The organism is Flavonifractor sp. An9 (genome assembly GCF_002161245.1).
Lineage (GTDB): Bacteria > Bacillota > Clostridia > Oscillospirales > Oscillospiraceae > Flavonifractor > Flavonifractor avicola.
This window is the reverse complement of sequence record NZ_NFHC01000026.1, coordinates 12,183-37,698: the sequence shown is the minus strand read 5'-3', so window position 1 is coordinate 37,698 and position 25,516 is coordinate 12,183. Positions and strand designations below refer to the sequence as shown.

The 25,516-nt window shown below is 62.0% G+C and carries 22 protein-coding genes; 7 read left to right on the top strand and 15 right to left on the bottom strand.

Annotation, left to right across the window (positions count from 1 at the left end; all coding sequences use genetic code 11):
• Positions 1 to 6 precede the first annotated feature (6 nt).
• The 4 genes from B5G40_RS14160 to B5G40_RS14145 are packed head-to-tail and all read left to right on the top strand — an operon-like array spanning position 7 to position 3,400.
• Positions 7 to 492, top strand: a complete 486-nt coding sequence (locus B5G40_RS14160; RefSeq protein ID WP_087270753.1) for a SprT-like domain-containing protein — start codon at positions 7 to 9, stop codon at positions 490 to 492.
• 6 nt (positions 493 to 498) lie between these two features.
• Positions 499 to 1,563 carry a lysylphosphatidylglycerol synthase transmembrane domain-containing protein gene (locus B5G40_RS14155; protein WP_087400179.1) on the top strand — a complete coding sequence of 355 codons (1,065 nt, stop codon included), beginning with the start codon at positions 499 to 501 and terminating at the stop codon, positions 1,561 to 1,563.
• Positions 1,560 to 2,699: a sensor histidine kinase gene (locus B5G40_RS14150; RefSeq protein WP_242959449.1), complete on the top strand. Its 1,140-nt coding sequence runs from the start codon at positions 1,560 to 1,562 to the stop codon at positions 2,697 to 2,699. The genes B5G40_RS14155 and B5G40_RS14150 overlap by 4 nt, the downstream gene beginning before the upstream one ends.
• On the top strand, positions 2,696 to 3,400 hold the full coding sequence (locus B5G40_RS14145; RefSeq protein ID WP_087330231.1) for a GNAT family N-acetyltransferase: 705 nt from the start codon (positions 2,696 to 2,698) through the stop codon (positions 3,398 to 3,400). Before B5G40_RS14150 ends, B5G40_RS14145 begins: the two co-directional genes overlap by 4 nt.
• 206 nt (positions 3,401 to 3,606) lie before the next feature.
• Here B5G40_RS14145 and lepB read toward each other — a convergent pair whose 3' ends face one another.
• The 5 genes from lepB to B5G40_RS14120 form a co-directional block, all read right to left on the bottom strand.
• Entirely contained in the window at positions 3,607 to 4,233 is a 627-nt protein-coding gene (gene lepB, locus B5G40_RS14140) for a signal peptidase I (RefSeq protein ID WP_343212820.1), read from the bottom strand.
• A gap of 197 nt (positions 4,234 to 4,430) precedes the next feature.
• Positions 4,431 to 6,635, bottom strand: coding sequence for an ATP-binding protein (locus B5G40_RS14135; RefSeq protein ID WP_087400177.1), 2,205 nt, complete (start codon positions 6,633 to 6,635; stop codon positions 4,431 to 4,433).
• Complete coding sequence (locus B5G40_RS14130) at positions 6,632 to 7,714, bottom strand: metallophosphoesterase family protein (RefSeq protein WP_087400175.1); 1,083 nt, start codon at positions 7,712 to 7,714, stop codon at positions 6,632 to 6,634. The genes B5G40_RS14135 and B5G40_RS14130 overlap by 4 nt, the downstream gene beginning before the upstream one ends.
• A gap of 111 nt (positions 7,715 to 7,825) precedes the next feature.
• The gene (locus B5G40_RS14125; RefSeq protein ID WP_087400173.1) at positions 7,826 to 8,608 is read right to left on the bottom strand and encodes a TIGR00282 family metallophosphoesterase; all 783 of its coding nucleotides are present in this window, start codon (positions 8,606 to 8,608) and stop codon (positions 7,826 to 7,828) included.
• A 120-nt stretch (positions 8,609 to 8,728) separates the two neighbouring features.
• On the bottom strand, positions 8,729 to 9,886 hold the full coding sequence (locus B5G40_RS14120; RefSeq protein ID WP_087400171.1) for a stage II sporulation protein P: 1,158 nt from the start codon (positions 9,884 to 9,886) through the stop codon (positions 8,729 to 8,731).
• Positions 9,887 to 10,081: 195 nt separating this feature from the next.
• On the opposite strand from B5G40_RS14120, the gene B5G40_RS14115 reads away from it, so the two are divergent.
• The 3 genes from B5G40_RS14115 (at position 10,082) to B5G40_RS14105 (ending at position 12,963) form a co-directional block, all read left to right on the top strand.
• Complete coding sequence (locus B5G40_RS14115) at positions 10,082 to 10,549, top strand: MarR family winged helix-turn-helix transcriptional regulator (RefSeq protein WP_087270727.1); 468 nt, start codon at positions 10,082 to 10,084, stop codon at positions 10,547 to 10,549.
• A gap of 24 nt (positions 10,550 to 10,573) precedes the next feature.
• The gene (locus B5G40_RS14110) at positions 10,574 to 11,446 is read left to right on the top strand and encodes a DegV family protein (RefSeq protein ID WP_087270724.1); all 873 of its coding nucleotides are present in this window, start codon (positions 10,574 to 10,576) and stop codon (positions 11,444 to 11,446) included.
• Between the two features lie 191 nt (positions 11,447 to 11,637).
• Positions 11,638 to 12,963 (top strand): S1C family serine protease, encoded by a 1,326-nt coding sequence (locus tag B5G40_RS14105; RefSeq protein ID WP_087330214.1) that lies wholly within the window; start codon positions 11,638 to 11,640, stop codon positions 12,961 to 12,963.
• A gap of 312 nt (positions 12,964 to 13,275) precedes the next feature.
• Here the strand turns inward: B5G40_RS14105 and B5G40_RS14100 are convergent, their stop codons facing one another.
• The 10 genes from B5G40_RS14100 to B5G40_RS14055 all read right to left on the bottom strand — a co-directional run bounded on the left by B5G40_RS14100 (position 13,276) and on the right by B5G40_RS14055 (position 25,212).
• Positions 13,276 to 15,021 (bottom strand): peptide ABC transporter substrate-binding protein, encoded by a 1,746-nt coding sequence (locus B5G40_RS14100; protein ID WP_087400169.1) that lies wholly within the window; start codon positions 15,019 to 15,021, stop codon positions 13,276 to 13,278.
• 506 nt (positions 15,022 to 15,527) lie between these two features.
• Entirely contained in the window at positions 15,528 to 16,562 is a 1,035-nt protein-coding gene (locus B5G40_RS14095) for an ABC transporter ATP-binding protein (RefSeq protein WP_087400167.1), read from the bottom strand.
• The gene (locus B5G40_RS14090; protein WP_087330207.1) at positions 16,555 to 17,628 is read right to left on the bottom strand and encodes an ABC transporter ATP-binding protein; all 1,074 of its coding nucleotides are present in this window, start codon (positions 17,626 to 17,628) and stop codon (positions 16,555 to 16,557) included. Before B5G40_RS14090 ends, B5G40_RS14095 begins: the two co-directional genes overlap by 8 nt.
• Positions 17,629 to 17,644: 16 nt before the next feature.
• The gene (locus tag B5G40_RS14085) at positions 17,645 to 18,907 is read right to left on the bottom strand and encodes an ABC transporter permease (protein WP_087330205.1); all 1,263 of its coding nucleotides are present in this window, start codon (positions 18,905 to 18,907) and stop codon (positions 17,645 to 17,647) included.
• 1 nt (position 18,908) lies between these two features.
• A complete protein-coding gene (locus B5G40_RS14080; RefSeq protein WP_087330203.1) occupies positions 18,909 to 19,850 on the bottom strand; it encodes an ABC transporter permease in 942 nt (313 codons plus the stop codon).
• Positions 19,851 to 20,280: 430 nt separating this feature from the next.
• Entirely contained in the window at positions 20,281 to 21,159 is an 879-nt protein-coding gene (locus tag B5G40_RS14075; protein ID WP_087400165.1) for a GNAT family N-acetyltransferase, read from the bottom strand.
• A 173-nt stretch (positions 21,160 to 21,332) separates the two neighbouring features.
• Positions 21,333 to 22,514, bottom strand: a complete 1,182-nt coding sequence (locus tag B5G40_RS14070; RefSeq protein ID WP_087400163.1) for a DEAD/DEAH box helicase — start codon at positions 22,512 to 22,514, stop codon at positions 21,333 to 21,335.
• A gap of 303 nt (positions 22,515 to 22,817) precedes the next feature.
• Positions 22,818 to 23,762, bottom strand: coding sequence for a 50S ribosomal protein L11 methyltransferase (gene prmA, locus B5G40_RS14065; RefSeq protein WP_087400161.1), 945 nt, complete (start codon positions 23,760 to 23,762; stop codon positions 22,818 to 22,820).
• Entirely contained in the window at positions 23,762 to 24,634 is an 873-nt protein-coding gene (locus B5G40_RS14060; protein ID WP_087188485.1) for a DegV family protein, read from the bottom strand. The genes prmA and B5G40_RS14060 overlap by 1 nt, the downstream gene beginning before the upstream one ends.
• 41 nt (positions 24,635 to 24,675) lie before the next feature.
• Positions 24,676 to 25,212 (bottom strand): DUF1836 domain-containing protein, encoded by a 537-nt coding sequence (locus B5G40_RS14055; RefSeq protein ID WP_087188486.1) that lies wholly within the window; start codon positions 25,210 to 25,212, stop codon positions 24,676 to 24,678.
• Positions 25,213 to 25,516: the final 304 nt, after the last annotated feature.

Genomic DNA, 25,516 nt, shown 5'->3' with positions numbered 1-25,516 from the left:
TGTTCCATGCACGACGCAGATACATTGCTGGCCCGGGTGGTCGCCCAGGCCAAAGCCCTGGGCATCCCGGTCTCTCCCCATATCCTCCCCCAGGTACGCCTCAACCGCCGGGCGGTGACCCGGTTCGGCTGCTGCATCCGGCAGGCCGACGGCACTTACCGCATTGAGCTGGCCCAGCGGCTGCTGGAAGCCCCGGAGGAGGCCTGCCTCCAGACCCTGGCCCACGAGGTGCTCCACACCTGCCCCGGCTGCCGGGACCACGGCGTCCGGTGGAAGGCCTACGCCGGGCAGATGAACGCCGCCTACGGCTATACCATCTCCCGCACCGGCACCTGTGACCAGCTGGGGGTGGAGGATATCCGTCCCATCCGCCATCTGGTGGTGTGTACCAAGTGCGGCCGGCAGTTCCCCCGCGCCCGCCGCTCCCCCCTGGTGGCCCACCCGGAGCGCTACCGCTGCGCCTGCGGCGGCACTCTGCGCCGGGCGTATTAGAATGGAGTGAAAACTACGAAAAAGCACAGCAAAGCCGCCCTGTTCAACCGTATCTTCTCCATTGCGGGCCTGAGCATCGGCGGTATCATTCTCATTGCTCTCATCATCCATGTAAAGCACACCATGGATCTGCGGACCCTGGTGGCCCAGGTACAGCCCGGCTGGCTGCTGCTGGCCGCCCTGTGCATCCCCTTCAGCGAGAGCGTGGACGCCATCCTGTTCTACGGCATGGGCAAGGCCGCCGGCTGCCCCATGAAGCTGACCGGCTGCTTTGACGCGGCCTATATCGGGGAATTTTACTACAAGCTGGGCCCCGCCGGAGCCCCCGTCCAGCTCAAGCTGATGTACGACGCCGGGATGTCCGCCACCTACACCGCCTCCATCTACACCTGGAAGGCGGTGGCCAACACCATGGTGTACACCGGCTATGCCGTGGCCGCCCTGGCCTATGAGCTGATCTGGCGAAAGGCCAGCCTGGGTGCCGCCGTAGCCGGCGCCGGAGTGCTCATCGCCCTCTACCTCTTCCTGTGCGGCCTGGCGGTCTTTACCGCCCTCCGTCCCGCCCCCATCCAGCGGCTCATCCGAGGCATCCTCACCTTCCTGTCCCGGCACTGGAAGGTGATGGCCAAGGAGGGCATGGTGGACAAGGGCATGAACAAGGTGGAGGAATTCTGCCAGCAGCTGGGGGCCTTCCAGGGCAACAAACGGCTGCTGGTCTGGCTGTACGCCGGGATGTTCGTGGAGCTTACCGCCCTGTTCTCCATCCCCTTCTTCCTCTATCGGGGGCTGGGACTCACCGGCTTCTCCTTTTGGGAGCTGGTGATGGTACAGTGTCTGGTGATGGTGCTCTCCCGCATCATCATGCTGCCTGGCAATGCCGGCGGCGCGGAGGGCAGCTTCTACCTGTTCATGGGCCCCATCTTCGGGGAACATCTGGCAGTAGGTATGGTGCTGTGGCGGTTCGCCTCCTTCCTGGAGGTGCTGCTGCTGGGCGGCGCCTGGTCGGTGGGCCGGTTCGCCAAGCGCTCCGCCGCCCGCCGCCACGCCCAGGAAAAGGAGGGGCCCGCGTGAAGGGGAAATACACCCGTCTCAAACTGAAAATGCTGCTGGTGGTCATTGTGGGCACCCTCATTGCCGGAGCCGCCGGCATCTTCCTGCTGGAGGTGGTGGTGGACGGGGTGCTTCAGGACCCCTTCGCCCGGTTCTTCCTGTGGGCGGCCCAGACCCTCTTCGGCCAAAGCCCGGAGGATGCCGCCCACCTCTATCAGATCCTGATCCGGGACAACAAGCAGGAGATCCTCACCGTCTGCATCATGGTGCTCATGCTCATCGCCTTCTATCTGGCCATGGGCCGGTTTACCCGCTGGCTGGAGGATATCCGGGCGGCCACCCGCCGCCTGGTGGAGGAGCGGGAGGACCCGGTGGTTCTGCCCCGGGAGCTCTCCCCCATCCAGGACGACCTGAACGCCATCCGCCGCCAGCTGGCCGCCCGGGAGCGGGCCGCCCAGGAGGCGGAGCAGCGCAGGGGGGATCTGGTGGCCTTTCTGGCCCACGACCTCAAGACCCCCCTTACATCCGTGGTAGGCTATCTGACCCTGCTCCACGACGACCCCGGCCTGGCCCCGGAGCAGCGGGCCAAGTTTACCGGCATTGCCCTGGACAAGGCCCTGCGGCTGGAAGAGCTGCTGGGGGAGTTCTTCGACATCACCAAAATGGATCTGGACAGCGGAGCGGGGGAGAAGGTGCCCATCCAGCTGTCCATGCTGCTGGAGCAGCTGGCCGACGAGTTCTACCCCCTCTTTGCCGAAAAGAACCTCACCTGCGTGGCCGACATCCAACCCCATCTGGTGGTGCGGGGGGACCCGGACAAGCTGGCCCGGGTATTCGACAACGTGCTGCGCAACGCGGTGAGCTACTCCATCCCCGGGGGCACGGTGGATGTGGTGGCCAAGGCCATGGGCTCCTACACAGAAATCACCATTCAGGACGAAGGGCTGGAGATCCCCGAGGGGGAGCTGGCCAACATCTTTGAGAAATTCTACCGGCTGGACGCCGCCCGCTCCACCCGCACCGGCGGGGCTGGGCTGGGTCTGGCCATCGCCAAGGAGATCGTGGAGCTCCACGGCGGCTCCATCCGCTGCGAGAGCAACGGCAAGCTGACCAGCTTCATCATCTCCCTGCCCCTGTACCGAGGAGGAAAGGCATGACACAGAAAGAGACCGCCCTGGCCCGGCTGACGGGCAACCGGCTTTTGTACATCGATATGCTGGAGGTGCTCCGCCGGGGAACCGCCCAGATCCGCCGGGCAGGACCCGACGGGGTGCTGCTCTACGATCCCCCCAGCGAGGTGTGGTTCCTGGACGCGGAAACCCCCGCCGCCCTGGATGAGATGCTCCCCATGCTGGATGGGTGTGTCATCCTCACCGGCCATCAGATGTGGTACAAAGACAAGCTGGCCGCCCACTTCGGCTTTCAGACCGAACAGATCTGCCGCCAGTCGGCCTGGCTGTCCCCCCAGCCGCCGGTAGTCCCCTCTTTTGACGGAGAGCTCCGGTGGCTGGACCGCAGCTGGGCGGTGTGGACGGAGGAGCACTACAGCCACTCCTTCGGCGGAGTTTCCTACATGGAGGATGCCATCGACCGGGGGATGCTGGGGGCCTTTGTGGACGGGCAGCCCGCCGGGTTTATCGCCACCCACATCGAGGGGTCCATGGGGATGCTGGAGGTGCTGCCCCAGTATCGCCGCCGGGGCATCGGGGAGGCCCTGTTGCTGGCCATGACCGCCTCCTGTCTGGAGCGAGGGATATACCCCTACGGGCAGGTGTGGGCCGACAACGACCCCTCCCTGGCCCTCCAGCGCAAGGTGGGCATGACTCTGTCGGAGGAGCTGCTGTTCTGGCTGTTCTGACAGATGCAAAAAGGGCCTGTTGCAAAATGCGCAGCTCGTACAAAGACCCGTCATTCCGAGAAAAACGGCCGCCCGGTGGGCGGCCGTTTTTCGTGGGAATCCGCCCCTTTTGCCGAGGAAACGGATTGCCACGCCAGTGTGCGCACTGGCTCGCAATGACAGGCTTGTGCAAAACAGCTATTTTGCAACAGGCCCTTTTTCTGCATTTATGCCTCGGAGCCGTGGGCGATGGGCCCGAAATTCTGGAAGGGCAGAATCACCCACAGGGCCCGGCCCAGCACATACCGCTCATCCACCGTGCCCAGGGTCACGTCCCGGCTGTCGGAGGAGTGGTTGCGGTTGTCGCCCATGACGAAGATGGAGCCCTCGGGCACCACCACGTCGGTGAGGGTCTCCCCGCCGGGCTGGCGCATGACCTCCTCCGGATTGATATAGGGCTCGTCCAGCACCTCGCCGTCCACGGTAACGGTGCCCGCGTCGTAGTCGATGACCACGTGCTGACCGCCGGTGGCGATGACCCGCTTGACGATGGGGCCCTCGGAGGCGTCAAATTCCTTGGTGAGCACCACTACGTCTCCCTGCTTGGGGGTATAACCGATGCTCTGTAACAGCAGCAGGTCCCCGTCGTGGAGGGTGGGGTACATGGAGGAGCCCACCACGCCGATGATGCGCCCCACAAAGGTGAAGATGAGGATTAAGGCCACCAGCACCATCACCAGGGCCTGTAACCAGAAGTAGAGGTCCACCTTCAGGGCGTCCTTCCCCTCCAGCTCCTGCTCCTGGGTCTTTTCTTTTGCCAATGCCATCAGCTCCATATGCTTGGAATATGCCACATTATAGAGCTTGCCGAAAAAGTTTTTTCAGCAAGCTCAGCACTTTTTGAAATTTCAAAAAGTGTTTGACTGGACGCGAAAGACAACCCTGACGGTTTTCTTTCACACTATCTTTCCCTCCGAATCCTTTAACCGGAGCGATTTTTTGATAGATTGATTATAGTATCAAATTCCCCCGATTGCAAGGGAAATTCGCGTCAGCGGCCCTCCTGCCAGGCTCTTTCCCGGCTGTGGCAGGTGAAGAGCAGGATCTGCCGCTCTCCGCCCAGCTCCTCCAGGCACTCCAGAGCCAGGGCCGCACGGCTGTCGTCGAAGTTGGCCAGAGCGTCGTCCAGCACCAGGGGACAGGGCTCCTCCTGAGGCAGCACCAGCTTGCAGGCCGCCAGCCGCACCGCCAGATAGAGCTGGTCCGCCGTCCCCTGGGACAGGGCCAGGGCCCGCCGGGGCTGGAGGCCGCCGGCCTCCTCGGCCAGGGCCTCAAACTGCCGGGTGAGAGACACCTTGTCGTACTTGCCGCCGGTGAGCCTGGCCAGATAGTCCCCCGCCAGATGGTTGAGGGCGGGGGAGAACCGGGCCTGAAGCCCAGCGTGGGCGGCGTCCAGGGCCTTGAGGGCAGTCTCCAGAGCGGCGTGCTCGGTCTGCCGCCGCTCCAGCTCCTCCCTGGCCTCCTCCTGCCGCAGCTCCAGCTCCGCCGGGTCCCCCAGGGTGTTCAGCTCGCCCTGGGCCATGGCCAGGCCGCTGCGGAGCCGGGACAGCTCCCCCTCCGCCGCGTTGAGCCGGGCCGCCGTCTCGGTGGGGTCAAACCGGGGCTCCACTCCGGGATCGGCCGCCACCGGCTCGGGCCGGGGCAGGCTGGCCGCCAGCTTTTCCGCCCCCTCCAGCTTCACCTGGGCGGTGGCCAGCCGCTCCTCCAGCTGGAGGGCACGGGAAATGGCCGCCGACACGCCAAAGGTATCCTTCACCGTGGGGGCAAAGGGGTGGACCAGCTCCAGCAGGGCCTTGCGGGTGTTCTCGTCCTGGGCCAGCAGGGCGTCCAGAGCCTGCTGGGCCTCCTCCCGCTGTTTGGCGGCCTGTCCGGCCACCACGCAGGCCTCCCGGTAGGCACTGGCCCGGTTCAGGATACCCTGGGGGTCCTCCGCCTCATAGCGCTCCAGCAGCTCCGCCGCCAGAGCCCCGGCCTTTTTCTTCCGAAGGGCGGCGGACACAAACAGGCCCACGCCCGCCACGGCCAGCACGCCGCAGGCCGCGCCGCCCATCCACAGGGCAGGCAGCACGCCGGTAAAGGCCAGCACCAGGGACCCGGCGGCCAGCGCCAGGGCAACGGCGCCCCCGGCATACAGTCCGCCGCAGCGGGGCACCTCCCCCGCCGTCTGGGCGTCCTCGCTGGCCTGCTCCCAGGCCTGGTCGGGGGTCATATCGGGGAACAGGGGGTCCACCGCCGCGGCGGCAGCTTCCGCCTCCTGGGTCTGAGCCTGTTCCAGCCGCTCCTCCGCCTGCTTGCGGCTGGTGTGGAGGGCGTTGAGCTGGTTCAGCTCCCCCTGGGCCTTTTGCAGAGTGGCCTTGTCGGGAGGCGTGCCATAGCGGTTAAGTTCCGCTTCGATGGTGTCCACCTGTCCCCTGGCCGTCTCCAGGGCGCTCTGAGCCTCCTCCCACCGCTGACGGCGGGCTGCCATGGCCCGGGCCAGGTGGGCATCCCGCTCGGCCTGAAGGCGCTTGTGCTCGGTCTGGAGCTTGTCCATCTCCCGGCGGGCCTCCTGGGCCAGCCGGAAGGCCTTGGCCTGACGGCCCGCAATCTCGTCGTTCTGGGTCAGCTCCTCCTCCAGCTTGGGAATGAGGCCGGTCTTGTTGTGCTTGCGGCGGTTGAGCCAGTCCCGCAGGCGGCGTTCCACCTGGGAGTAGGACACGTCCTCCTCCCCACTGGAGGCCAGGGCGGCAATGCGGGCCTCCAGGGCGGGAGCGCCGTCGATGGCCGCCCCTCCCTGGCACACAAAGGCGGAGCGCTCAAAGACCTCTCTGGGCGCGCCGATGAGGGTCTCCCCCACATTGTCGGCGGTGAGGTATCCCACCGGCTCCCCGGTGTCGGTATACACCGCCTCAAACTTGCCGAAGGGGGTGTTGCCCTTGGGGCCGCGGCGAAGGGTGATCTGCTCTCCCTTCCACTCCAGCTCCACCACGCCCTCCATGGCCCCGCCGTTCCAGGGCTGGTAGCGGTTCTTTTCGGCGATATAGCCCTGCTTGTCCCGCTCCTTGGTGTTGATGCCGTAGAGCATGGCCCGCAGGAAGGCCGACCAGGTGGACTTGCCCCCCTCGTTGGGGGCCTCGATGATATTCAGCCCCTCCTTCAGCTCCAGCTCCCGGTGGTCCAGGCCGCCGAAGGTGGCTTTCATACGAATGATTTTCATGGGCAGGGGTCCTCCCCGTTTTCCAGCGCCGCCAACGCAAACCGGGCGGCCAGCTCGGCTTCCGGCCCGCCCTGGGCCTTCAGCTGGCGCAGGACCAGGCCGGTGAGGGAGTCCTCCCCCGCCCGCTCCCACAGGTCCCGCAGCTGTCTGGTATGGTCCCGGATGGTGACGCTGTAGTAGTATGGTTGGGCCTGGGCGGTGAGAGCCGCCAGGTCGGGCGGCCCAAAGGACCGCTGGCCGGTGAGCAGGATGCGGCAGCAGTCGCCGCGGGGCTCCGCCGGCAGTACCTCCTCCAGGGCCTGAGCGGCGGTATCCGCCCCGGTGACGTCGGCCTCCACGATCTCATACCGCCGGCCGGCCAGGGGCACGAACCGGGCGGTAACATCGCTGGGGTCGTCCCCCACGGTGACCACCAGTACGCCCTTGTCCCCCGTCTCGTCAAAGCCCCGGCCCTCGGGACAGCCGGGGTAGGCCCACCAGGTATCCCCCGCCTTCTGCAAACCGGAGCAGGCGTGGATATGGCCCAGGGCCAGGTAGGTCAGGCCGCTGGCGGCAATATCGGCGGGATCAATGGGGCCGTAGCGGCCCTTGCCGTCCACGTCGCCGTGGAGGGCCATCAGGTGGACCTGTCCGTCCCGGGGAGCGGTAAAGCCCATGAGGGGGGAGCGGTCGGCCTGAGGGGTGGTGAAGGCCGCGCCGTGGACGGTGCAGCCCAGCTCCGGCAGGGCCACCGACTCCACCGACACGGTGGAGAAAATGTGTACGTTGTCAGGCCAGGCGGTGTTGGCGTATACCGACCGGGGGCCGTAGCAGTCGTGGTTGCCCGGGGCGATGAACACCGGGGCCTGGATCTGGCCCAGGGTGCGGGAGAGGGCCTCCACCGTCTCCTGGTAGGTCTGGCTGGAGTCCAGCAGATCGCCGGAGAGGAGCACCAGGTCGGCCCTCACCTCCTGGGCCAGATCGGCCAGCCGGTCCAGCAGCTGCCGCTGCTCCTCCCGCCGCTGCCTTGCCTTGTCCGGGGGCAGGGCGGCAAAGGGGGCGTCCAGATGAAAGTCCGCCCCGTGAATGATGGTTAACATGGTTTTGTGTTCCTTTCCAACAGGATTCCAAAGGGTGTACAGACACCCCCTCATCCGTCCGGCCTGAGGCCGGCCACCTTCCCCCCTGAGGGGGGAAGGTCACAGGGGCGATCAGTCACGAACATCCAGCCGCTCCACACCCACGCACTTGCGGGCGTCGGTGTCGATGGAGAAGAGGACGCTCTCCAGCTTACAGGGCCCGTCCGCCTGCTCAAACCGCCGGGGCAGTCCCCCCAGGAAGCGGTTGATGGCCTGGTCGGGCCGGATGCCCAGCACGCTGCGGGCGGGGCCGGTCATGCCCAGGTCGGTGACGAAGCCCAGACCTTTGGGGAGCACCTGGGTGTCGGCTGTGGGCACATGGGTGTGGGTACCCCACAGGGCCTGGACTCGTCCGTCCAGGTAGTAGCCCATGGCGCCCTTCTCGCTGGTGGCCTCAGCGTGGAAGTCCACCAGCACCACGTCCACTCCCTCCATCCGCTTCAAAACCTTGTCGGCAGTGGTGAAGGGGTTTTCAAAGTTGCTGTCCATCTCGCACCGGCCGATGAGGTTTATCACGCCGATGCGCAGGCCCTTGGGGCCGTCGTACACCCCCCAGCCCCGGCCGGGCACCCGGTTGGTGTAGTTGGCGGGCCGCAGGGTATAGCGGTCGTCCTCCAGAAAGTCGGCGATCTGGATGCGGTTCCAGGTGTGGTTGCCCAAAGTGATCACGTCGGCCCCGGCGTCGAAGATGTCCCGGGCCTGCCGGGGCAGGATGCCCACGCCGGAGGCGTTCTCCCCGTTGACCACAGTGAAGTGGACCTCATGGAGCTTCTTCAGGCTGCGGAGGTGACGGTTCAGGTACTCCACGCCGCTCTCCCCCACCACATCGCCTACCGCCAGCACGTTTAAGATCATAGTCTGCCTCCCTCTGTGTTTTTACGCAGTGGTTCTATTATATGTGATTTTTCGGAAAAGGGCAATTCTTCTTTGCCGGCTGGAGACGCAAAAAAGCACGCCCGAGAGCGTGCTTTTTTGTCATTGCTCCTTCAAGCCCAGCAGCACCTGACCGGCGGAGCGGGCGAAGAGCCGGGCGGCGGACAGGGCCTCCTGGAGGGTGTTGCCGTGGGTGCCCACCTCCACCAGCAGGGAGCCGGTGGACAGCTCCTGGTTATAGCTGGAGGAGCGGAAGGTCATGGGCCGGGCCAGGGTGGGATAGAGGGTGTTCATGCTGCTCTGGATCTTGCAGGCCAGGGCCAGATTCTCCATCCAGTGGGGGTTGCTGCCGTCCTGACCATGGCCGATGACCAGCATCACCTGGGCAGTGTCCACCCCGTCGATGACCGTCACCGCCTTGTACACCGTGCCGTCCTCCCCCGCCAGGGCGTCCCGGTGGACGTCCAGCACGATCTTGATGGAGGGATACTGCTCCAGATACTTCTGCACCGTCTGGGCGGAGCGGGTATAGGCCCCGTTGTACTGGGGGTAGTCGTGGACGGTGCGGTCGTGAATGACCGACAGACCCATCTCGGTGAACACCCGCTCCATCTCGTCCCCCACCCGCAGCATATTGTCCTCCTCCTCCAGGGTGCGGGCCACCCCGCCGTCGGGGGTATACACGTCGGTGCCGTCTGGGGTGTATGCCTCGGTGGTGTGGGTATGGATGATGAGGATCTGAGGTCCCTCGGCGGGCAGGGTAATGTTTACCGACGCCTGGGCCGCCGCCGCCAGATCCACGCTCTCCCCGGTGCGGTTATAGAGATACAGGCCACCCGCCACGTCATAGCCCTCCGGGCTGGTGGGGATCAGGGTGCGGGCGATGATATCCGACGGAGCCGTGGTGGTCTGAGGCTCCTCCACCAGATCGTCATGGTCCTGGGCGGGCTGGCCCGCCGGCAGCTGGAGCTCCGGCTCCTCTCCGTCCAGATGCTGGGCCACCGCCTCCTGATTGCCTGAGAGCAGCAGGGACTGGCCCACCGCCAGCCGGTCCCAGCCGTCCAGTTTGTCCAGGGTGTCACTCCCCGTCTTGCCCAGCTCGGCGGCCAGAGCGGTGGACACAAAGGCCCCGCTCTCCCCCAGGCTTTGCAGCGCCCCCGCGCCCCCGCCGCACAGAAGCAGCAGCCACACCGCCAGGGTGGCCAGGAACAAAGCGGCACTCCGGCGGAACAGTCGTTTCCATAAGATCGGCCCTTTCATATCGCACCATCCTCATCTGTAATGTGGTAGCCTTTCGGTCCCTTCTACCCTATGCGCCCATTCCTCCGGGTATGCCTTGTCCCAAATCTCACCGGCGGTGGAAATTATTTTGACTGTCAAAGGATTCCCTTGACATTTTTCTACAATCCGGTATAATTCAGTTGCGAAACAAGCCACGCAGAAGGGAGGCCCTCAGTGGAGTATTCCAGCGAAATCATCAACCATTTTCTTTCCGACGTCTTTGGCGACATCCTGAAGCGGGAGGAAGCCACCCTGGCGGCAGGGGACCTGTCCCTGCGGGAGGTACAGCTCATTGACGCCATCTGCCGCACCGTGGACGAGGGGGGCGACAACCGCTCCACCGCCATTGCCTCCGCCCGGCAGATGCCGGCGGGTACCCTGACCTGCGCCGTTGGTATGCTGGAGAAGAAGGGCTATCTGGTCCGCCGCCGGGACGAGAAGGACCGGCGGGCGGTGCGCCTGCTGCCCACCCAGCTGGGCCGGGCCGCCAGTGAGCGGCACCGGGCCTTTCACCGCCGTCTGACCGACCGGATGCTGTCCGCCCTGACCGATCAGGAGGCCTCCGCCCTGGCGCGGGGTATGGAAAAACTGACCGCTTTCTTCCGCGGCGGAGCTCAGGCTCCGGCGGAACCACAACCATAAAGATCTGATGAAGTGAGGTACGTTATGAGTAAGATCGCCATTGCCACCGACAGCAACAGCGGCATCACCCAGGCTCAGGGCAAGGAACTGGGTATTTTTGTTCTGCCCATGCCTTTTTATATCAACGACGAGCTCTTCCTGGAGGATATCACCCTTTCTCAGGAGCAGTTCTATGAGCGTCTGGCCCAGGACGCCGATGTCAAGACCACCCAGCCCTCCCCCGGCGACGTCACCGATCTGTGGGATAAGATCCTGCAGGACTATGACCAGATCGTGTACATCCCCATGTCCAGCGGCCTGAGCAGCTCCTGCGAGACCGCCATGATGCTGGCCCAGGACTACGAGGGCAAGGTATTTGTGGTCAACAACCAGCGCATCTCGGTGACCCAGCGCCAGTCAGTGCTGGACGCCCTGGAAATGGCCCAGGCCGGCAAGTCCGCCCAGGAGATCCACGACTATCTGGAGCGCACTAAGTTTGACTCCGATATCTACATCACCGTGGACACCCTGAAGTACCTGAAAAAGGGCGGCCGCTGCACCCCCGCCGCCGCCGCCCTGGGCGCGGTGCTGGGCATCAAGCCGGTGCTGCGGATCAAGGGGGAGAAGCTGGACTCCTTCGCCAAGGTCCGGGGCTGGAAGGCCGCCAAAAAGGCCATGATCGATGCCATCCACAACACCATGGAGACCGAGTTCGCCGGTCTCTCCGGGCCAGAGCAGCTCCACATCGCTGCCGCCTACACCGGCGACCGGGCCGACGCCCAGGAGTGGCTGGAAGAGCTGGAGGCCATTTTCCCCGGTTATCCCATCCATATGGACCCGCTGTCCCTGTCGGTGGCCTGCCATATCGGCCCCGGCGCCCGGGCTGTTACCGTAACAAAAGCGCTGGAAAAAGGATGATATCGCTTAAAAAGGGACGCAAATGCGTCCCTTTTTCCTGTTATTTGCCCTTTTCTGACACAAACCTGCCATCGATGGGAACAATTTAAAAATCATGCACATTTTCTTCACAGTTCCGCCACAATTACAGGGTATTCTAAGACTCGTTCAAAGGAAACCGCAAAATCCGCTGGTAAAGGAGAGACCCGTTTATGTATTACAGTGATTATAACCGGCCCCCCGAGGACCGCGACCCCGTCATAGAGACCAATCAGTTTCATGTGTATGACGCCGTACCCCCCAAGGAAAAGAAGAAGGGCGGCTTTGGTAAGTTCATTGCCGTCGGCCTGTGCTGCGCCATCATCGGCGGCGCGGTGGGCGGCGGCGGCGTGTGGGCTGTCAACCGCTTCGGCAGCAACTCTACCACCATTTACGAGGGCACCCGTCCCACCGCCGTGTCCCTGGCCAACGTGGACGGCAAGACCGTCCTCTCCGCCGAAGAGGTGTACGCCTCCAACCTGGAGTCGGTGGTGGGCGTCAACGGCAACGTGACCACCAACGTGTGGGGCCAGACCGTGAAGAACGCCGTGTCCGGTTCCGGTTTCGTCATCAGCTCCAATGACACCGCCAGCTACATCCTTACCAACTACCATGTCATCAACGGCGTCAGCGACATCACCGTATTCTTCTCCGACGGAAAGAGCTATGACGCCACCCTGGTGGGCGGCGAGGAGGAGAACGACATCGCCGTGCTGAAGATCGACCAGGGCAACCTGCGGCCCGTGGTGCTGGGCGACTCGGATGCCATCAATGTGGGCGAGGATGTGTACGCCATCGGCAACCCTCTGGGTGAATTGACCTTCACCTTCACTGGCGGCTACGTCTCCGCCAAGGACCGCTCGGTCACCATGAGCGACGGCACCGTCATGAACATGATCCAGACCGACACCGCCATCAACTCCGGCAACTCCGGCGGCCCCCTCTTTGACAAGTACGGCCAGGTGGTGGGCATTGTGTCCGCCAAGCTGTCCTCCAGCTCCAGCTCCGAGGCCTCTGTAGAGGGTCTTGGCTTCGCCATTCCCATCAACGACGTGAAGGACATGGTCACCTCCATTATGGAGAACGGCTACGTCACCGGCAAGCCCAACGTGGGCGTGCTCATCAACGCCGTGGATGAAAGCGTTCAGCGCTACGGCGTGCCTGCCGGCGTGGAGATCATGGCCATCCTGGACGGCTCCTGCGCCCAGAAGGCCGGCCTCCAGGTGGGCGACATCATCACTGCCGTGGGCGACACCCAGGTATCTACCGAAACCCAGCTCCAGAGCGCTGTGAAGGATTACAAGGCGGGAGCGTCCGTCACCTTCACCATCTACCGGGACGGCAACACCTCCACCGTCAATGTAACCCTGGATGAGGACAACCAGGAGCGGCAGGAGGCCATGAATCAGCTGAGCGAGGAGTACAACAGCCAGCAGCAGCAATCCCAACCCCAGCAGGGCGGCAATTACTACTACAACTTCCCCTTCGGCAACTGGTAACCATTTAAGCAAAAACCCCCGGCACGCCGGATATCCGGTGTGTCGGGGGTTTTTTATTAGCGTCAGAGGTTACCGGCAACAAGGACCGTCGGGCCCATGAGGGCATCGGCTCCTACGGCTTAAAATGCCGCTTTGCAGGGGTAGGAGGGCTGTACCCGCCCGCTTGTCAGGGCTGGGGATCACAGCCAGGAGTACACCCCGCCTTCATTGCTCCAACGTCCCAAGACTACTCCTGTTACAGGAAATAAACCACCATACAACAACAAAAAACGGGCGGAGCCAAATGGCTCCGCCCGTTTTGTTTGGCTGAAATTAGCCCTGGGTGCAGTGGTCGAAGAAGAAGTAGCCCAGAGGAGTATAGTACATACCCTGGATGCCGTCGGCCAGCATATACTTCTGAGTGTAGAAGTACAGGGGGCACAGAGCGTAATCCTGACCCATGATGATGTCCTCGGCCTCGTGCATCAGCTGCATACGCTCAGCAGGATCGGTAGAAGCCTTGGCAGCCTGGAGCTTGGCGTCATACTCGGCGTTGGAGTACTGAGCGTCGTTGTTGCCGCCGCCGGTGAGCCACATATCCAGGAAGGACATGGGATCGTTGTAGTCGGCGATCCAGCCGTTACGGGCGATGGAGTAATCGCCGTCCTTACGGGTCTGCAGGAAGGTGGCCCACTCCTGGTTGTTCAGGGTGACGGTCACGCCCAGCTGGGTCTGCCACATATTCTGCAGGGCCTCGGCAACAGACTTATGATCATCGCCGGTATTGTACAGGTACTCAACAACAGGGAAGCCCTCGCCGTTGGGGTAGCCGGCCTCGGCCAGCAGAGCACGGGCCTCCTCACAGTTGGCCTCATACTGCGCCTTGTCATCGCCGGACATGGGCTCATAGTAGTTGCCGCCCTGGGTACGGAAGTCATCGCCGGTGGCGCCGTCAGCGTCATAAACACCAGCGGGCACGAAGCCGCCGGCCTCGACCTGACCGGTCTGGGTGATCTCGTTCACGATGTAGGTGCGGTCAATGGCCAGAGTGAAGGCCTTGCGGACGCGAGGATCGTCGAAGGGGGCCTTCTGGGTCTGGTAGCAGACATAGTAGGTGCCGATGTAGTCCACGATCTTCAGGTCGCCGGAAGCCATCAGACCGGCAATCTCATCAGTGGGCATGGACTCGATGAAGTCCAGCTCACCGGACTTAAAGCCGTTGAGCATGGCATTCTGGTCATCCATCAGCTTAAAGGTGATCTTCTTGGGACCCAGGGTATCCACACCGTAGTAGTACTCGTTGGGCTCCATAACGATCTCGGAGTTGGTGACACGGCTGGTCATCTTGTAAGCGCCGTTGGACACATAAGTGGCGGGATCATAGGTCCACTGAGCATTGCTCACGATGTCCTCACGCACGGGGAAGGTGGCGGGGAAGGCGCAGATCTCGGTGAAGTAGGGCAGATCGCTGGTCAGAGTGACCTCGAAGGTCTTCTCGTCCACGGCCTTAACACCCAGCTCGCTGGGCTCCTTCTCGCCGTTGATGATCTCGTTAGCGTTGACCACGCAGTCGATCATGTAGCTGTAGTCAGCGGCAGTCTCGGGGCTGACCAGGCGCTGCCAGGAGAACACGAAGTCCTGAGCGGTAACGTCCTTACCGTCGGACCACTTGGCGTCGTCACGCAGCTTAAAGGTATAGGTAACGGTGCCGTCCTCGTTGGGAGTCTTCTTATAGGACTCAGCCTGGCCGTAGTCCAGCACAGCGTTGTTGCAGGTGCCGTTGGTGCCGGCGGTCTCGCTGCCGGAATCCTTCCAGCGCATCAGGCCCTCAAACATATGGCTGAGCATAATGGCGCCGTCGACCGCGCTGTTCAGAGCGGGATCAATGGACTGGGGCTCAGAAGCGATGTTGACAGTCATCTCAAAAGCGTCGCCGGAAGGAGCTTCGCTGCTGGGAGTGCCGCTGTTCTGAGCGTCAGGAGTCTCGTTGCTGTTGCTGGTGCCGCCGCCGCAGCCGGCCAGCAGACCGAACACGAGGGCCCCGGACAGAAGCAGAGAGACAAGCTTTCTCTTTTTCATGGTTGGACCTCCATCTTTCTCATTTTTGTATCAATAACGCCTTGGGGCGCGATACACATGGGGATGGTCATCGGCGCCCGCAGTGCGGGCGCCGAAAGGCCATGGCCTTTCGCACGTTAAAGTAACGCAAAGACATTATACCACAGGTCAGGTACAGGTGTAAAGAAAATGTTTCGAAATTGTTACGAACTCTCCAGTTTATTTCTATCTGGTTCCGAAAAAAGGCGGCAATCTGCCGCCTTTTTCCAATTTTCGCTTGAGCGCCCTTACTGCGCGGGCCCGGCTTTCGCTTACCCCAGCAGGTGGCAGGCCCATTCGCCCAATCAGCCCAGCAGGTGACAGGCGGCGTAGTGGCCGGGAGAATGTTGCCCACCCGGCCCAGGCCGGGCGGGTACCCCATTTCCTTTCATCTGCTCGGGCGAAGTGAATTCGCCCGGCATCAAGGTTTTGGGCACAGCCCAAAACGCTTGGACGCCGCAATGCGGCGGCAGGCCCATTCGCCCGTCTTAGCCCAGCAGGTGACAGGCGGCGTAGTGGCCGGGCGAATGCTCCTTGAACTGAGGCACGCACTCCTTGCACTTCTCGGTGGCGTAGGGGCAGCGGGTATGGAACCGGCAGCCCGAAGGCGGATTCATGGGAGAGGGGATATCGCCCTGGAGCACGATACGCTGACGGGTCCGGCTCACCTCGGGATCGGGCACCGGCACAGCGGACAGCAGGGTCTTGGTGTAGGGATGGATGGGGTGCTTGTTCAGCTCATAGCTCTCAGCCAGCTCCACCATGGTACCCAGATACATCACGCCGATGCGGTTGGAGATGTGGCGCACCACGGACAGGTCATGGGCGATGAACAGATAGGTCAGGCCCAGGTCCTGCTGCATATCCTCCAGCATATTCACCACCTGGGACTGGATGGACACGTCCAGGGCGGAGATGGGCTCGTCACACACGATGAACTCGGGGCGCACCGCCAGGGCGCGGGCGATACCCACGCGCTGCTGCTGGCCGCCGGAGAACTCATGGGGATAGCGGTTGGCGTGCTCGGTGTTCAGACCCACCCGGCTGAGCAGCTCCTTGATGCGGTCGGTGCGATCCTTCTTGCTGGGGCACAGCTTATGGATGTCCAGAGCCTCGCCAATGATCTCGCCCACCGTCATACGGGGGTCCAGAGAGGCGGAGGGGTCCTGGAAGATGATCTGCATCTTCCGCCGGTAGGGCAGCATATTGACCGCCTTGGGCTTGGGGGTCTTGACGTGGATCAGCTGGCCGTTCTCGTCCTTCTGCCAGGGGTCCTCACCCTCAAAGATGGTCTCGCCGTCATAGACGATCTTGCCGGACGTGGGGGGATGGAGCTGGAGGATGGTACGGCCCAGGGTGGTCTTGCCGCAGCCGGACTCGCCCACCAGGCCCAGGGTCTCGCCCCGCTTGATGAACAGGGACACATCCTCCACGGCCTGGACGCCGGGGCCCTTCAGGCCCTTGACGCCAAAGTATTTCTTCAGGTGGTCCACCTGAACGAGGATGTCATTCTTCTCACTCATGGTCGCCCGCCTCCTTGTTCTCGGTCTCCTGCGCGGGCTTGGCGTCCGCCTGGCCGGCCTTCTCCTTGGCCATCTGCTCCTGCACCCGCAGCCAGCAGGCGGAGCGGTGGTTGTCGCCCAGCTCCACATAGGGGGGCATCTTCTGCAGGCAGATCTTCATGGCGTATTCACACCGGGGAGCGAAGGGGCAGCCTTCGGGAGGATTGAGCATATCCACGGGGGTACCCTCAATGGGGATAAGGCGCTCGTAGCTCTCGGCGTCCACACGGGGCATGGACCGCAGCAGGCCCATGGTATAGGGGTGGCCGGGCTTGTAGAAGATGTCGTCCACCGGGCCCTGCTCCACCATCTTGCCGGCGTACATGACGGAGACCTTGTCGCAGATCTCAGCCACCACGCCCAGGTTGTGGGTAATGAAGATGATGCCCATGTGGGTCTTCTTCTGCAGGTCCTTCATCAGCTCCAGGATCTGGGCCTGAATGGTCACGTCCAGAGCGGTGGTGGGCTCGTCGGCGATGAGCAGCTGGGGATGACAGATCAGGCCCATGGCGATCATGACGCGCTGGCGCATACCGCCGGACAGCTCGTGGGGATACTGCTTCATCCGCTTCTCCACGTTGTTGATGCCTACCAGCTCCAGCATCTCCATGGCCCGCTTGGCGGCCTCCTGCTTGGAGACCTTCTTGTCGTGGGCCTTCAGGGCCTCGATGAGCTGGTTGCCGATGGTGTACACGGGGTTCAGGCAGGTCATGGGGTTCTGGAAAATCATAGCCACCTTGTTGCCCCGCAGGTCGATCATCTCTTCCTTGCTCTTGGCCAGCACGTCCTCGCCCTCCAGGGTGATGGAGCCGCCCACCACCTTACCAGGGGACTGGAGCAGGCCGATGATTGAGTAGGCCTCCACGCTCTTGCCGGAGCCGGACTCACCCACGATACCCATGACTTCGTCATAGTTCAGGTCATAGCTGATGCCGCCCACGGCCTTGACTTCGCCGGCGGGGGTAAAGAAGGAGACGTGGAGATCCTTCACTTCCAGCAGCTTGCCGGTTTTCTGTTTTTCTTCCATGGTGTCTCCTCCTTTCTTACTTCTTCAGGCGGGGGTCCAGAGCGTCACGCAGGCCATCGCCGAACAGGTTCAGGCAGAGAATCAGGATGCTCAGGATGGCGGCAGGAATAAACAAACGGTAGGGATAGCTCTGCAGGCCGCTCAGGCCATCGGAGCACATGGAGCCCAGACTGGTCATGGGGGCGGAAACACCCATACCCAGGAAGGAAAGGAAGGACTCAGTGAAGATGGCAGAGGGGATCTGCAGGAAGGTGGTGGTCACGATCTGGCCCACACAGTTGGGCAGCAGGTGGCGCTTGATAATGCGCCCGCCCTTGGCACCCAGAGCACGGGCAGCGGTGACGTACTCCTGCTGCTTGAGCTGGAGAATCTGGCCGCGGATGATACGGCTCATGGTCACCCAGTACAAAAGGCCAAAGGCAATGAAAATAGCGATGAGGTTGGGGCCCAGAATGGTGACCATGTTCTGGAAGAAACCGTCGCCCGAGTTCTGGAAATCCTCCAAAATGGGCTTGAGGGTAGCGCCCAGCAGCAGGATGATGAGCACCTCAGGGACAGAGTAGATGATCTCCACGATACGCTGCATAACGGCGTCCACCTTGCCGCCGCAGTAGCCGGAGATGGAACCATACAGCGCACCGATGACCAGCACGATGAGGGCACAGCAGATACCCACGATCATGGACACACGGGCGCCAATCATGGTACGCACCATAATGTCGCGGCCGTGCATATCGCAGCCGAACACATGGGGGAAGACAAACTCGCCATTGGCCTTGCGCTGCAGTTCCTCGTCGGTATAACCAAAGAGGTGGGGCTTCAGTTCCTGTGTGCCACCAGCCTTGATCTTGGCCCGAATCTGGGCCTCCTCAATGCTGGTCAGCTCGCGGCCCTCAGCCTCAGCCTCGGCCCGGGCCGCCTTAATGGCAGCATCCGGGTCCTGGGCCATTCTGTCCTCCAGAGAGTAGTGCCAGGGGTGCAGGTTGTTGGCGCCGCGGATCTGCTCATCGTAGCCGTAGGGCACAATCATGGGGCCCACAAAGGCAAACAGGGCAATCAGGATCACGATGACCATGGCCACCATAGCCACCTTGTTGCGGCGCAGACGGCGCCAGGCGTCCTTCCAGTAGGACACGCTCTTGCGGTCCTGAATAAAACTCTCCTTCTCCTGTGCGCTGGCCGGCTCAAAAGCATTGTCGGGCAGCTTGTTCCAGTCCAGGATATCCTCAATGTCAGGCTGCAGGGAGCCAAGGACTTTTTTATGTTTACGAGCAGCCAACTCAGTTCCCTCCCTTGCTCAGATTGATTCGAGGATCCACCAGCTTGTACAGCAGGTCGGCCAACAGGTTCATCACAATAACGAAAGCCGCCAGGAAGATGGTGGTGCCCATAATGATGGGGTAGTCACGGGCCTGAATAGACATTACAAAGTAGCGGCCCAGGCCGGGGATGGAGAACACCTTCTCCACCACAAAGCCGCCGCACAGGGTAAAGGCAATCTGGGGGCCCAGGTAGGTGATGACGGGGATCAGGGCGTTGCGCAGGGCGTGCTTGAAGATGATCTTCTTGTTCTTCAGACCTTTGGCCCGGGCCGTCTTGATGTACTCCTGGTTGATGGAGTCCAGCATGGCGGTACGGGTCTGACGGGACAGGTAACACATGGGATAGAAGCCCAGAGCGGCGCAGGGCAGTACATAGCTCTGCCAGCTGCCGTCAAAGCCGGTTGGGAATATCTTGAATCCCTCAATGCCGCCGGTAAATACGTGTAGCAATATGGTTGCTACCACGAATCCCGGCATGGAGATACCTATGGTACATATTACTCGTAATAGGCTGTCCACCCAGGTACCTCGTTTATATGCGGCCAGACAGCCCAATGGGACGCCCACCAATATGGCCCAGCTGATGGCAATGATACCGATCTTAGCAGACAGGGGGAACATGGTGGTGATGATGTCCAGCACCGGCCGGTCCTTCTGCATCTTGATGGAGTTACGGAAATCGCCGTGGGCGATATCCCCCAGATAATAGCCCAGCTGGACAATGACCGGCTTGTCCAGGCCGTACTTCTCATTCAAGGCATCGATGGTGGCCTGAGATGGGGTCTTCTCAGACAGCCAGGGGTTGCCCGGAATGGCGTTCATGAGGAAAAAAGTGAGGCAGATGACGATGAACAGGGTGATCACTGCCATCAGCACTCTTTTCAAAACATATTTTGCCATTTCTTCACTTCCTATACCAGTCTCTGTTCGTTTTCCGCGAATGCCCCACAATAAACGTCTGTTTATTTTATCGTAATTAACACCTTCCGTCAAGAGTTCTGCCGCCTGAATTTGATGGAATCGCCGTCAAATCTTGCAGCTGTCCTTGTCGGAAAGACACTTTTCTGCATAATTGTCCATTTCATTCTTCGACATCGGATGCTTTCTTCCCTTGTATCGCCTGCTTTTCGACACTTTTTCTCGCTAATGCAATGAAATTCCCTTATAAATATTCACGATTTTGCCCCGCATATTCGTTTTAACGGAATTCCTGCAAAACCCCGGCTTTGCATCTTGCCCCACCGTCCGGCTGCAAAATCCATACCAAAAAATGCGCGGACGGATGGGGGCGTTCCCCATCCGTCCGCGCATCCGTTCGCCGCGGAAGCGGTCAATCAAAGCCCAGGCCCATATAGCCATGGGTCTCCTCCCCCCACAGGGCGCCCTTCTCCCGGTCATACCACTTGACCATGCCGAAGGGCTGGAGATAGCTGCCCTGCATCCCGTCCCACTGGGCCGGGGTGCGGACGAAGCACCGCTGACCGGGCATCTGGGCGGCCAGGGCGGCCAGACCACGGGGCATATGCTCCGGCGGCAGCAGCAATTCCTTAAAAAGAACGCTCTCTTGGTTCAGATATTCGGCGGCGGCACAGCCCTGGAACTCTCCCACGGTGACGCGGTACAGACCGCCGCCGGTGATCTTGCCCATTCCCTCCTGATAGCGGATCAGCTCCTGGCTGTAGGAGACAAAGGGCAGGCCTGCCAGCGCCGCCTCCCGGATGGCGTTGTACTCCGCCGGGCTGACGGGTTCCACCTTGTCCTCCGGGAGGGCGGGCGCGGCCATGCTCCGCAGCAGCTCCACCTTGCGGGTGAAAAAGCCGGGCAGATAGCCCACCATGCCGAAAAATTTAAAGAGCCCAGCCTCGGCGGGCACCACAGTCACGCAGTCAGCCCCCCGGGCCTTCAAAAACTCGTCCACATAGAGCAGAAGCTGCCGGCCATAGCCCTTGCTGCGCACATTGGGGTCGGTAGCCAGGGCGTAGACATACCAGGCGGAGGCGGTGCCGCCGTCGGGCAGGTGGATGGTCTGAGGCAGCAGGGCCAGCATGGAGGCCAGCTTCCCGTCCTCCAGCAGCAGGAGGGTGTCCTCCGGCCGCCAGCAGCATTCATAGAACCAGTCAATATAGCGGGGGTCCTCCCCAAAGGCGGCCCGCCACAGGTCTTTCTGGGCCTGGGCCTCGTCGGGCCGGGAGGGACGGATCTCTACCATAGGAACACTCCTCTCTGTTTCAGGCAAGAGACAGAACACGGCATTTGTGCCGCAAATCATTCTGCCCCAGTATGCCGACATGATATCATGGCCTCCGGAAATTGGCAAGGGAAATCCGGCGAACCGGTCCGGAAGCAGGAAAATGGGCGGCCAAAGGCCGCCCATTCAACGATTTATTGCTGCTCCACCAGCATGAGGCAGCCGTCCTGATCGTACTTGAGCCGCTGAACCTCCGCCTTGGTATTGCGGATGATCTCGTCCATGCGGACGCTCTCGGTGACGGTGGCCACAAAGGTGTAGGCCACGCCGTGGCGCTTGGCACGGCCGGTACGGCCGATGCGGTGGGTGTAGTTCTCCATCTCGTCAGGCACGTCGTAGTTAAACACCGCGTCCACGTCGTCGATGTCCAGGCCACGGGCGGCCACGTCGGTGGCCACCAGCACCTTGATCTCGCCCTTTTTAAACTTGTCCAGGGTCTTTTCACGCACCCGCTGCTGGATATCGCCGTGGATGGCCTGGCAGGAAATTCCCCGCATCTGGAGCAGCCCGGCCAGCCGGTCGGTCATGTTCTTGGTGTTGCAGAAGGCAATGGCCCGCTCGTACTCCCCGTGGGTGATGAGGGCCACGATGGTGTCCAGCTTCTTCTCCCGGCCGTCCAGATCGATGCGGTACTGGGTGATGTCGGGCTTGGACTCCTCCACCGGGCGGACGGTGATCTCAATGGGGTCCCGCTGGTACACCCAGGAGATGTCCATCACCTCCCGGCTGATGGTGGCCGAGAACATTCCCAGGTTCTTCCGGTGCTTCAGCTGGTCCAGGATACGGGTCACGTCCCGGACAAAGCCCATATCCAGCATCCGGTCGGCCTCGTCCAGCACCACCGTCTCCACCTTGTCCAGCTTGACGGTGCGCCGCTTCATGTGGTCCATGAGGCGGCCGGGGGTGGCCACCACGATCTGGGGGCGCTTCTTCAGGGTGTTGATCTGCTTGTCGATGGGGGCGCCGCCGTAGAGGCACACGGTGCGTACCCCTTCCTTAAATTCGCACAGGTCCCGCAGCTCCTCCTGGATCTGCACTGCCAGCTCCCGGGTGGGGGCCAGCACCAGGGCCTGCACATCCTGGTTGTCCGAATCAATGTGCTCCACCATGGGGATGCCGAAGGCAAAGGTCTTGCCGGTGCCGGTAGGGGCCTTGGCGATCACGTCCTTCCACTCCATAAAATAGGGAATGGCGCCCGCCTGGACCGGCGTGGCCTGGACGTAGCCCTTCTTGTCGATGGCCTTCATGACCTCAGGGGACAGGCCCAGGTCGGCGTAGTTGACGATCTCGTTGACCTGCTCGCCGTTGATTTCCATGGGTACAAAACTTCCTTTCCGTTTCAGTCTGCCTGATTCAAGGTCCCCACAGGCATCGAAACTCCCTTTCGTACCCAACGCCCTCTTTCCCCGGGGCGCGACCTCAAATCGTACCGAAAAAGTGTATCATATCCCGGGAAAAAATGCAATCCTTTCACTCTGGAGGGAACTCATGCCGGCAGAAAACCGGCGGGCGGCCATAAAGGCCGCCCTTACCCGCCTACTATAACTATCATGGCTCTCTACAATAAAACCCCTAAAACAAAAGGACGCACCGCGCTGCGGTGCGTCCTTTTCCTCTTATTACGCCCGTTTGGCGGCCAGGGATACCCAGCCGTTCTGCTCCCGGCGGCGGATGATGTGCAGGCCGTTGCGCTCCAGGGCGGCCTCCACCTCGGCGGAGCGGGTGTCGATGATGCCGGAGCACAGGAACACCCCGTCCCCGGTCATCCACTCCCCCGCCTTGGCGGACAGGGGCATGATGACGTCGGCCACGATGTTGGCCAGTACCAGGGGATAGCGCTGCTGGCCCAGCTCCTTCACCAGAGCCTGGTCGGAGAGCACGTCGCCCGCCCGGACGGTGTACCGGTCCTTGCCGATGCCGTTGAGCCCGGCGTTCTCATAGGCCACGTCCACCGCCTTGGGGTCAATGTCCACCGCCACGGCGGTGGAGGCCCCCAGGGCCATGGCGGCGATGGACAGGATACCGCTGCCGCAGCCCAGATCCAGCACCGGCTGGCCGGGCACCACATACTCCTCCAGCCCCATGAGGCACAGCTGGGTAGAGGCGTGGTTGCCGGTACCAAAAGTAAGGCCGGGGTTGAGGTACACCGGGGTGCGTCCCTCCGGCGGGGTCTGATCCCGCTCCCACTCAGGGACGATCCACAGCTTCTCGCCCACGGTCATGGGCTTATAATACTTCTGCCAGGAGTGAGCCCAGTCGTTGTCCCCCAGGGATGCGGTGGTGTAGGGCTTGTCGATGCCCTCCAGCCAGCGCGCCAGCTGGGCCTTGCCGTCTGCATCTTCGGTGACATAGAACTTGACCCGGCACACACCCTTCATCCGCTCCATCAGGTCCTCGTCCACATAGTCCCAGTACTGACGGTTCTGCTCCAGGAAGGTCTTGAAGTCCTCTTCATCCTCAATGGCGAAGCCGGTGACGCCGTTGGCGGTGAGCCGGGCACACAGGCCGTCCAGTTCCTCCTCGGTGGTGTCCAGCACCACTTCCAGCCACTTGATATCCTCCATCAGCGCTCACTCCCCATAAAGAAGAGGGCCACGGTGCCCGGGCCGGAGTGGGCGCCGATGACGGGACCCACATAGTTGATGACGATATCCTCCACCCCAAAGCGGGCCCGGATATCATCGGCCACCTTCTGGGCGTCGGCCAGGCAATCGCCGTGGCTGATGAAGATGGACTGACCCTTCAGATCCAGCACGGTCTGCTCCATGTGGTCCACCAGGGCCTTGAGGGAGGCATTGCGGCCACGGGCGGTGCCTACCTTAATGAGGTGGCCCTCATTATCCACGTGCATCACCGGCTTGATGGACAGCATGGTGCCCAGCACGGCAGTGGCGGAGGAGATGCGGCCGCCCCGCTTGAGGAAGTGGAGGTCGTCCACGGTGAACCAGTGGCACAGGTTGAGCTTGTGCTCCTCGGTCCAGTCCCGTACCTCCTCCATGGTCTTGCCCTGCTTTTTCAGGTTGGCGGCATACCACACCAGCAGGCCCTGACCCAGGGAGGCGCACAGGGTATCCACCACATACACCTTCCGGTCGGGATACTGCTCCATCAGCTCCCCGGCGGCGATCTGGGCGGAATGGCAGGTGGCGGACAGGCCGGAGGAGAAGGCCAGCACCAGCACGTCCTTGCCCTCCTTCAGAATGGGCTCCATGGCCTCGGTATAGTCGGCCACATTGACGGCGGCGGTGGTAGCCATGGCGCCCCCCCGCAGGCGGGCATAAAAATCCGCCGGGTCGATGTCCCGGTTGTCGGGATAGTTGAAGTAGGTCTTATCCTCCATAGTGAAGGACAGGGGAATCACTTCCACCCCCAGCTCGGCCACCAGCTCGGCGGTCAGGTCGGCGGAGGAGTCGGTCAAGATCACATATTCTCCCATTGTTCAGAGAACCTCCATCGTTGTTAAAATCTGAGCGGTATTCAGTCTTTTTTCTTCTTTTCTTTTTCATTGGGGGGCTGTTTGGCCCGCAGCAGTTCCAGAATACGCTGGCAGGCCAGTTTGTCGGCGTAGCTGCGCAGGGCCAGCGCCAGGGCCAGGCCGGGCAGGTCCTCCTCCCCGGCGGTGGGGTCCAGGGACCCGGCGGTCACGTCCAGAGCACGGTCCAGTTCCATACGGAACTGCTCGTACAGCTCCTTGGGCTCACGCCCCTGAGCTGCCGCGGCCAGCAGCAGACCGGCATCCTTCACCGACAGCACCTGCTTGAGGGCGCACAGGGCAGTGAGGTAGGCCAGATGGGTACGGGAGTACCGCTTGCCCTCCGCCCGGGGCATGGCCCCATCTTTAATATAATTATTCACCATGGCGGAGGTCAGGGCCTCCCCCTCTCCATAGTGGATCAGTTGGCGGGGCATATAGTTGATAAGCTGGTCCATATACAGCCCGATATCGGGGAAACCCTCCCAATCTACCGGCCGTTCCCCCTCCAGCCGCTCCTTTAATGCGCGGATCTCTTCCAAGGTGGGCCTCCTTTCTGGTTTTCAAAACCATATCTAAACATATCGCTGTCATTATACCACATCACTTTCCCGGAAGTAAACCCTTTCAGGTGCTGAAAACAGGCCTGTTTTCTCACATAACAGCATTATGTGACCCTTTTCACCCACCTGCGGGCACGGAGAGAGACCGGCTGAAAACTTCCAGGTTTTTTGTGGGGTTTGACGAATGAATAAATATTGCATTTATTTGCATACGGTGTATAATAAGAGACACCTAATTCAAGGAACGCAATGAGGATCGCGTGAAACGCAATGAATAGGAGAG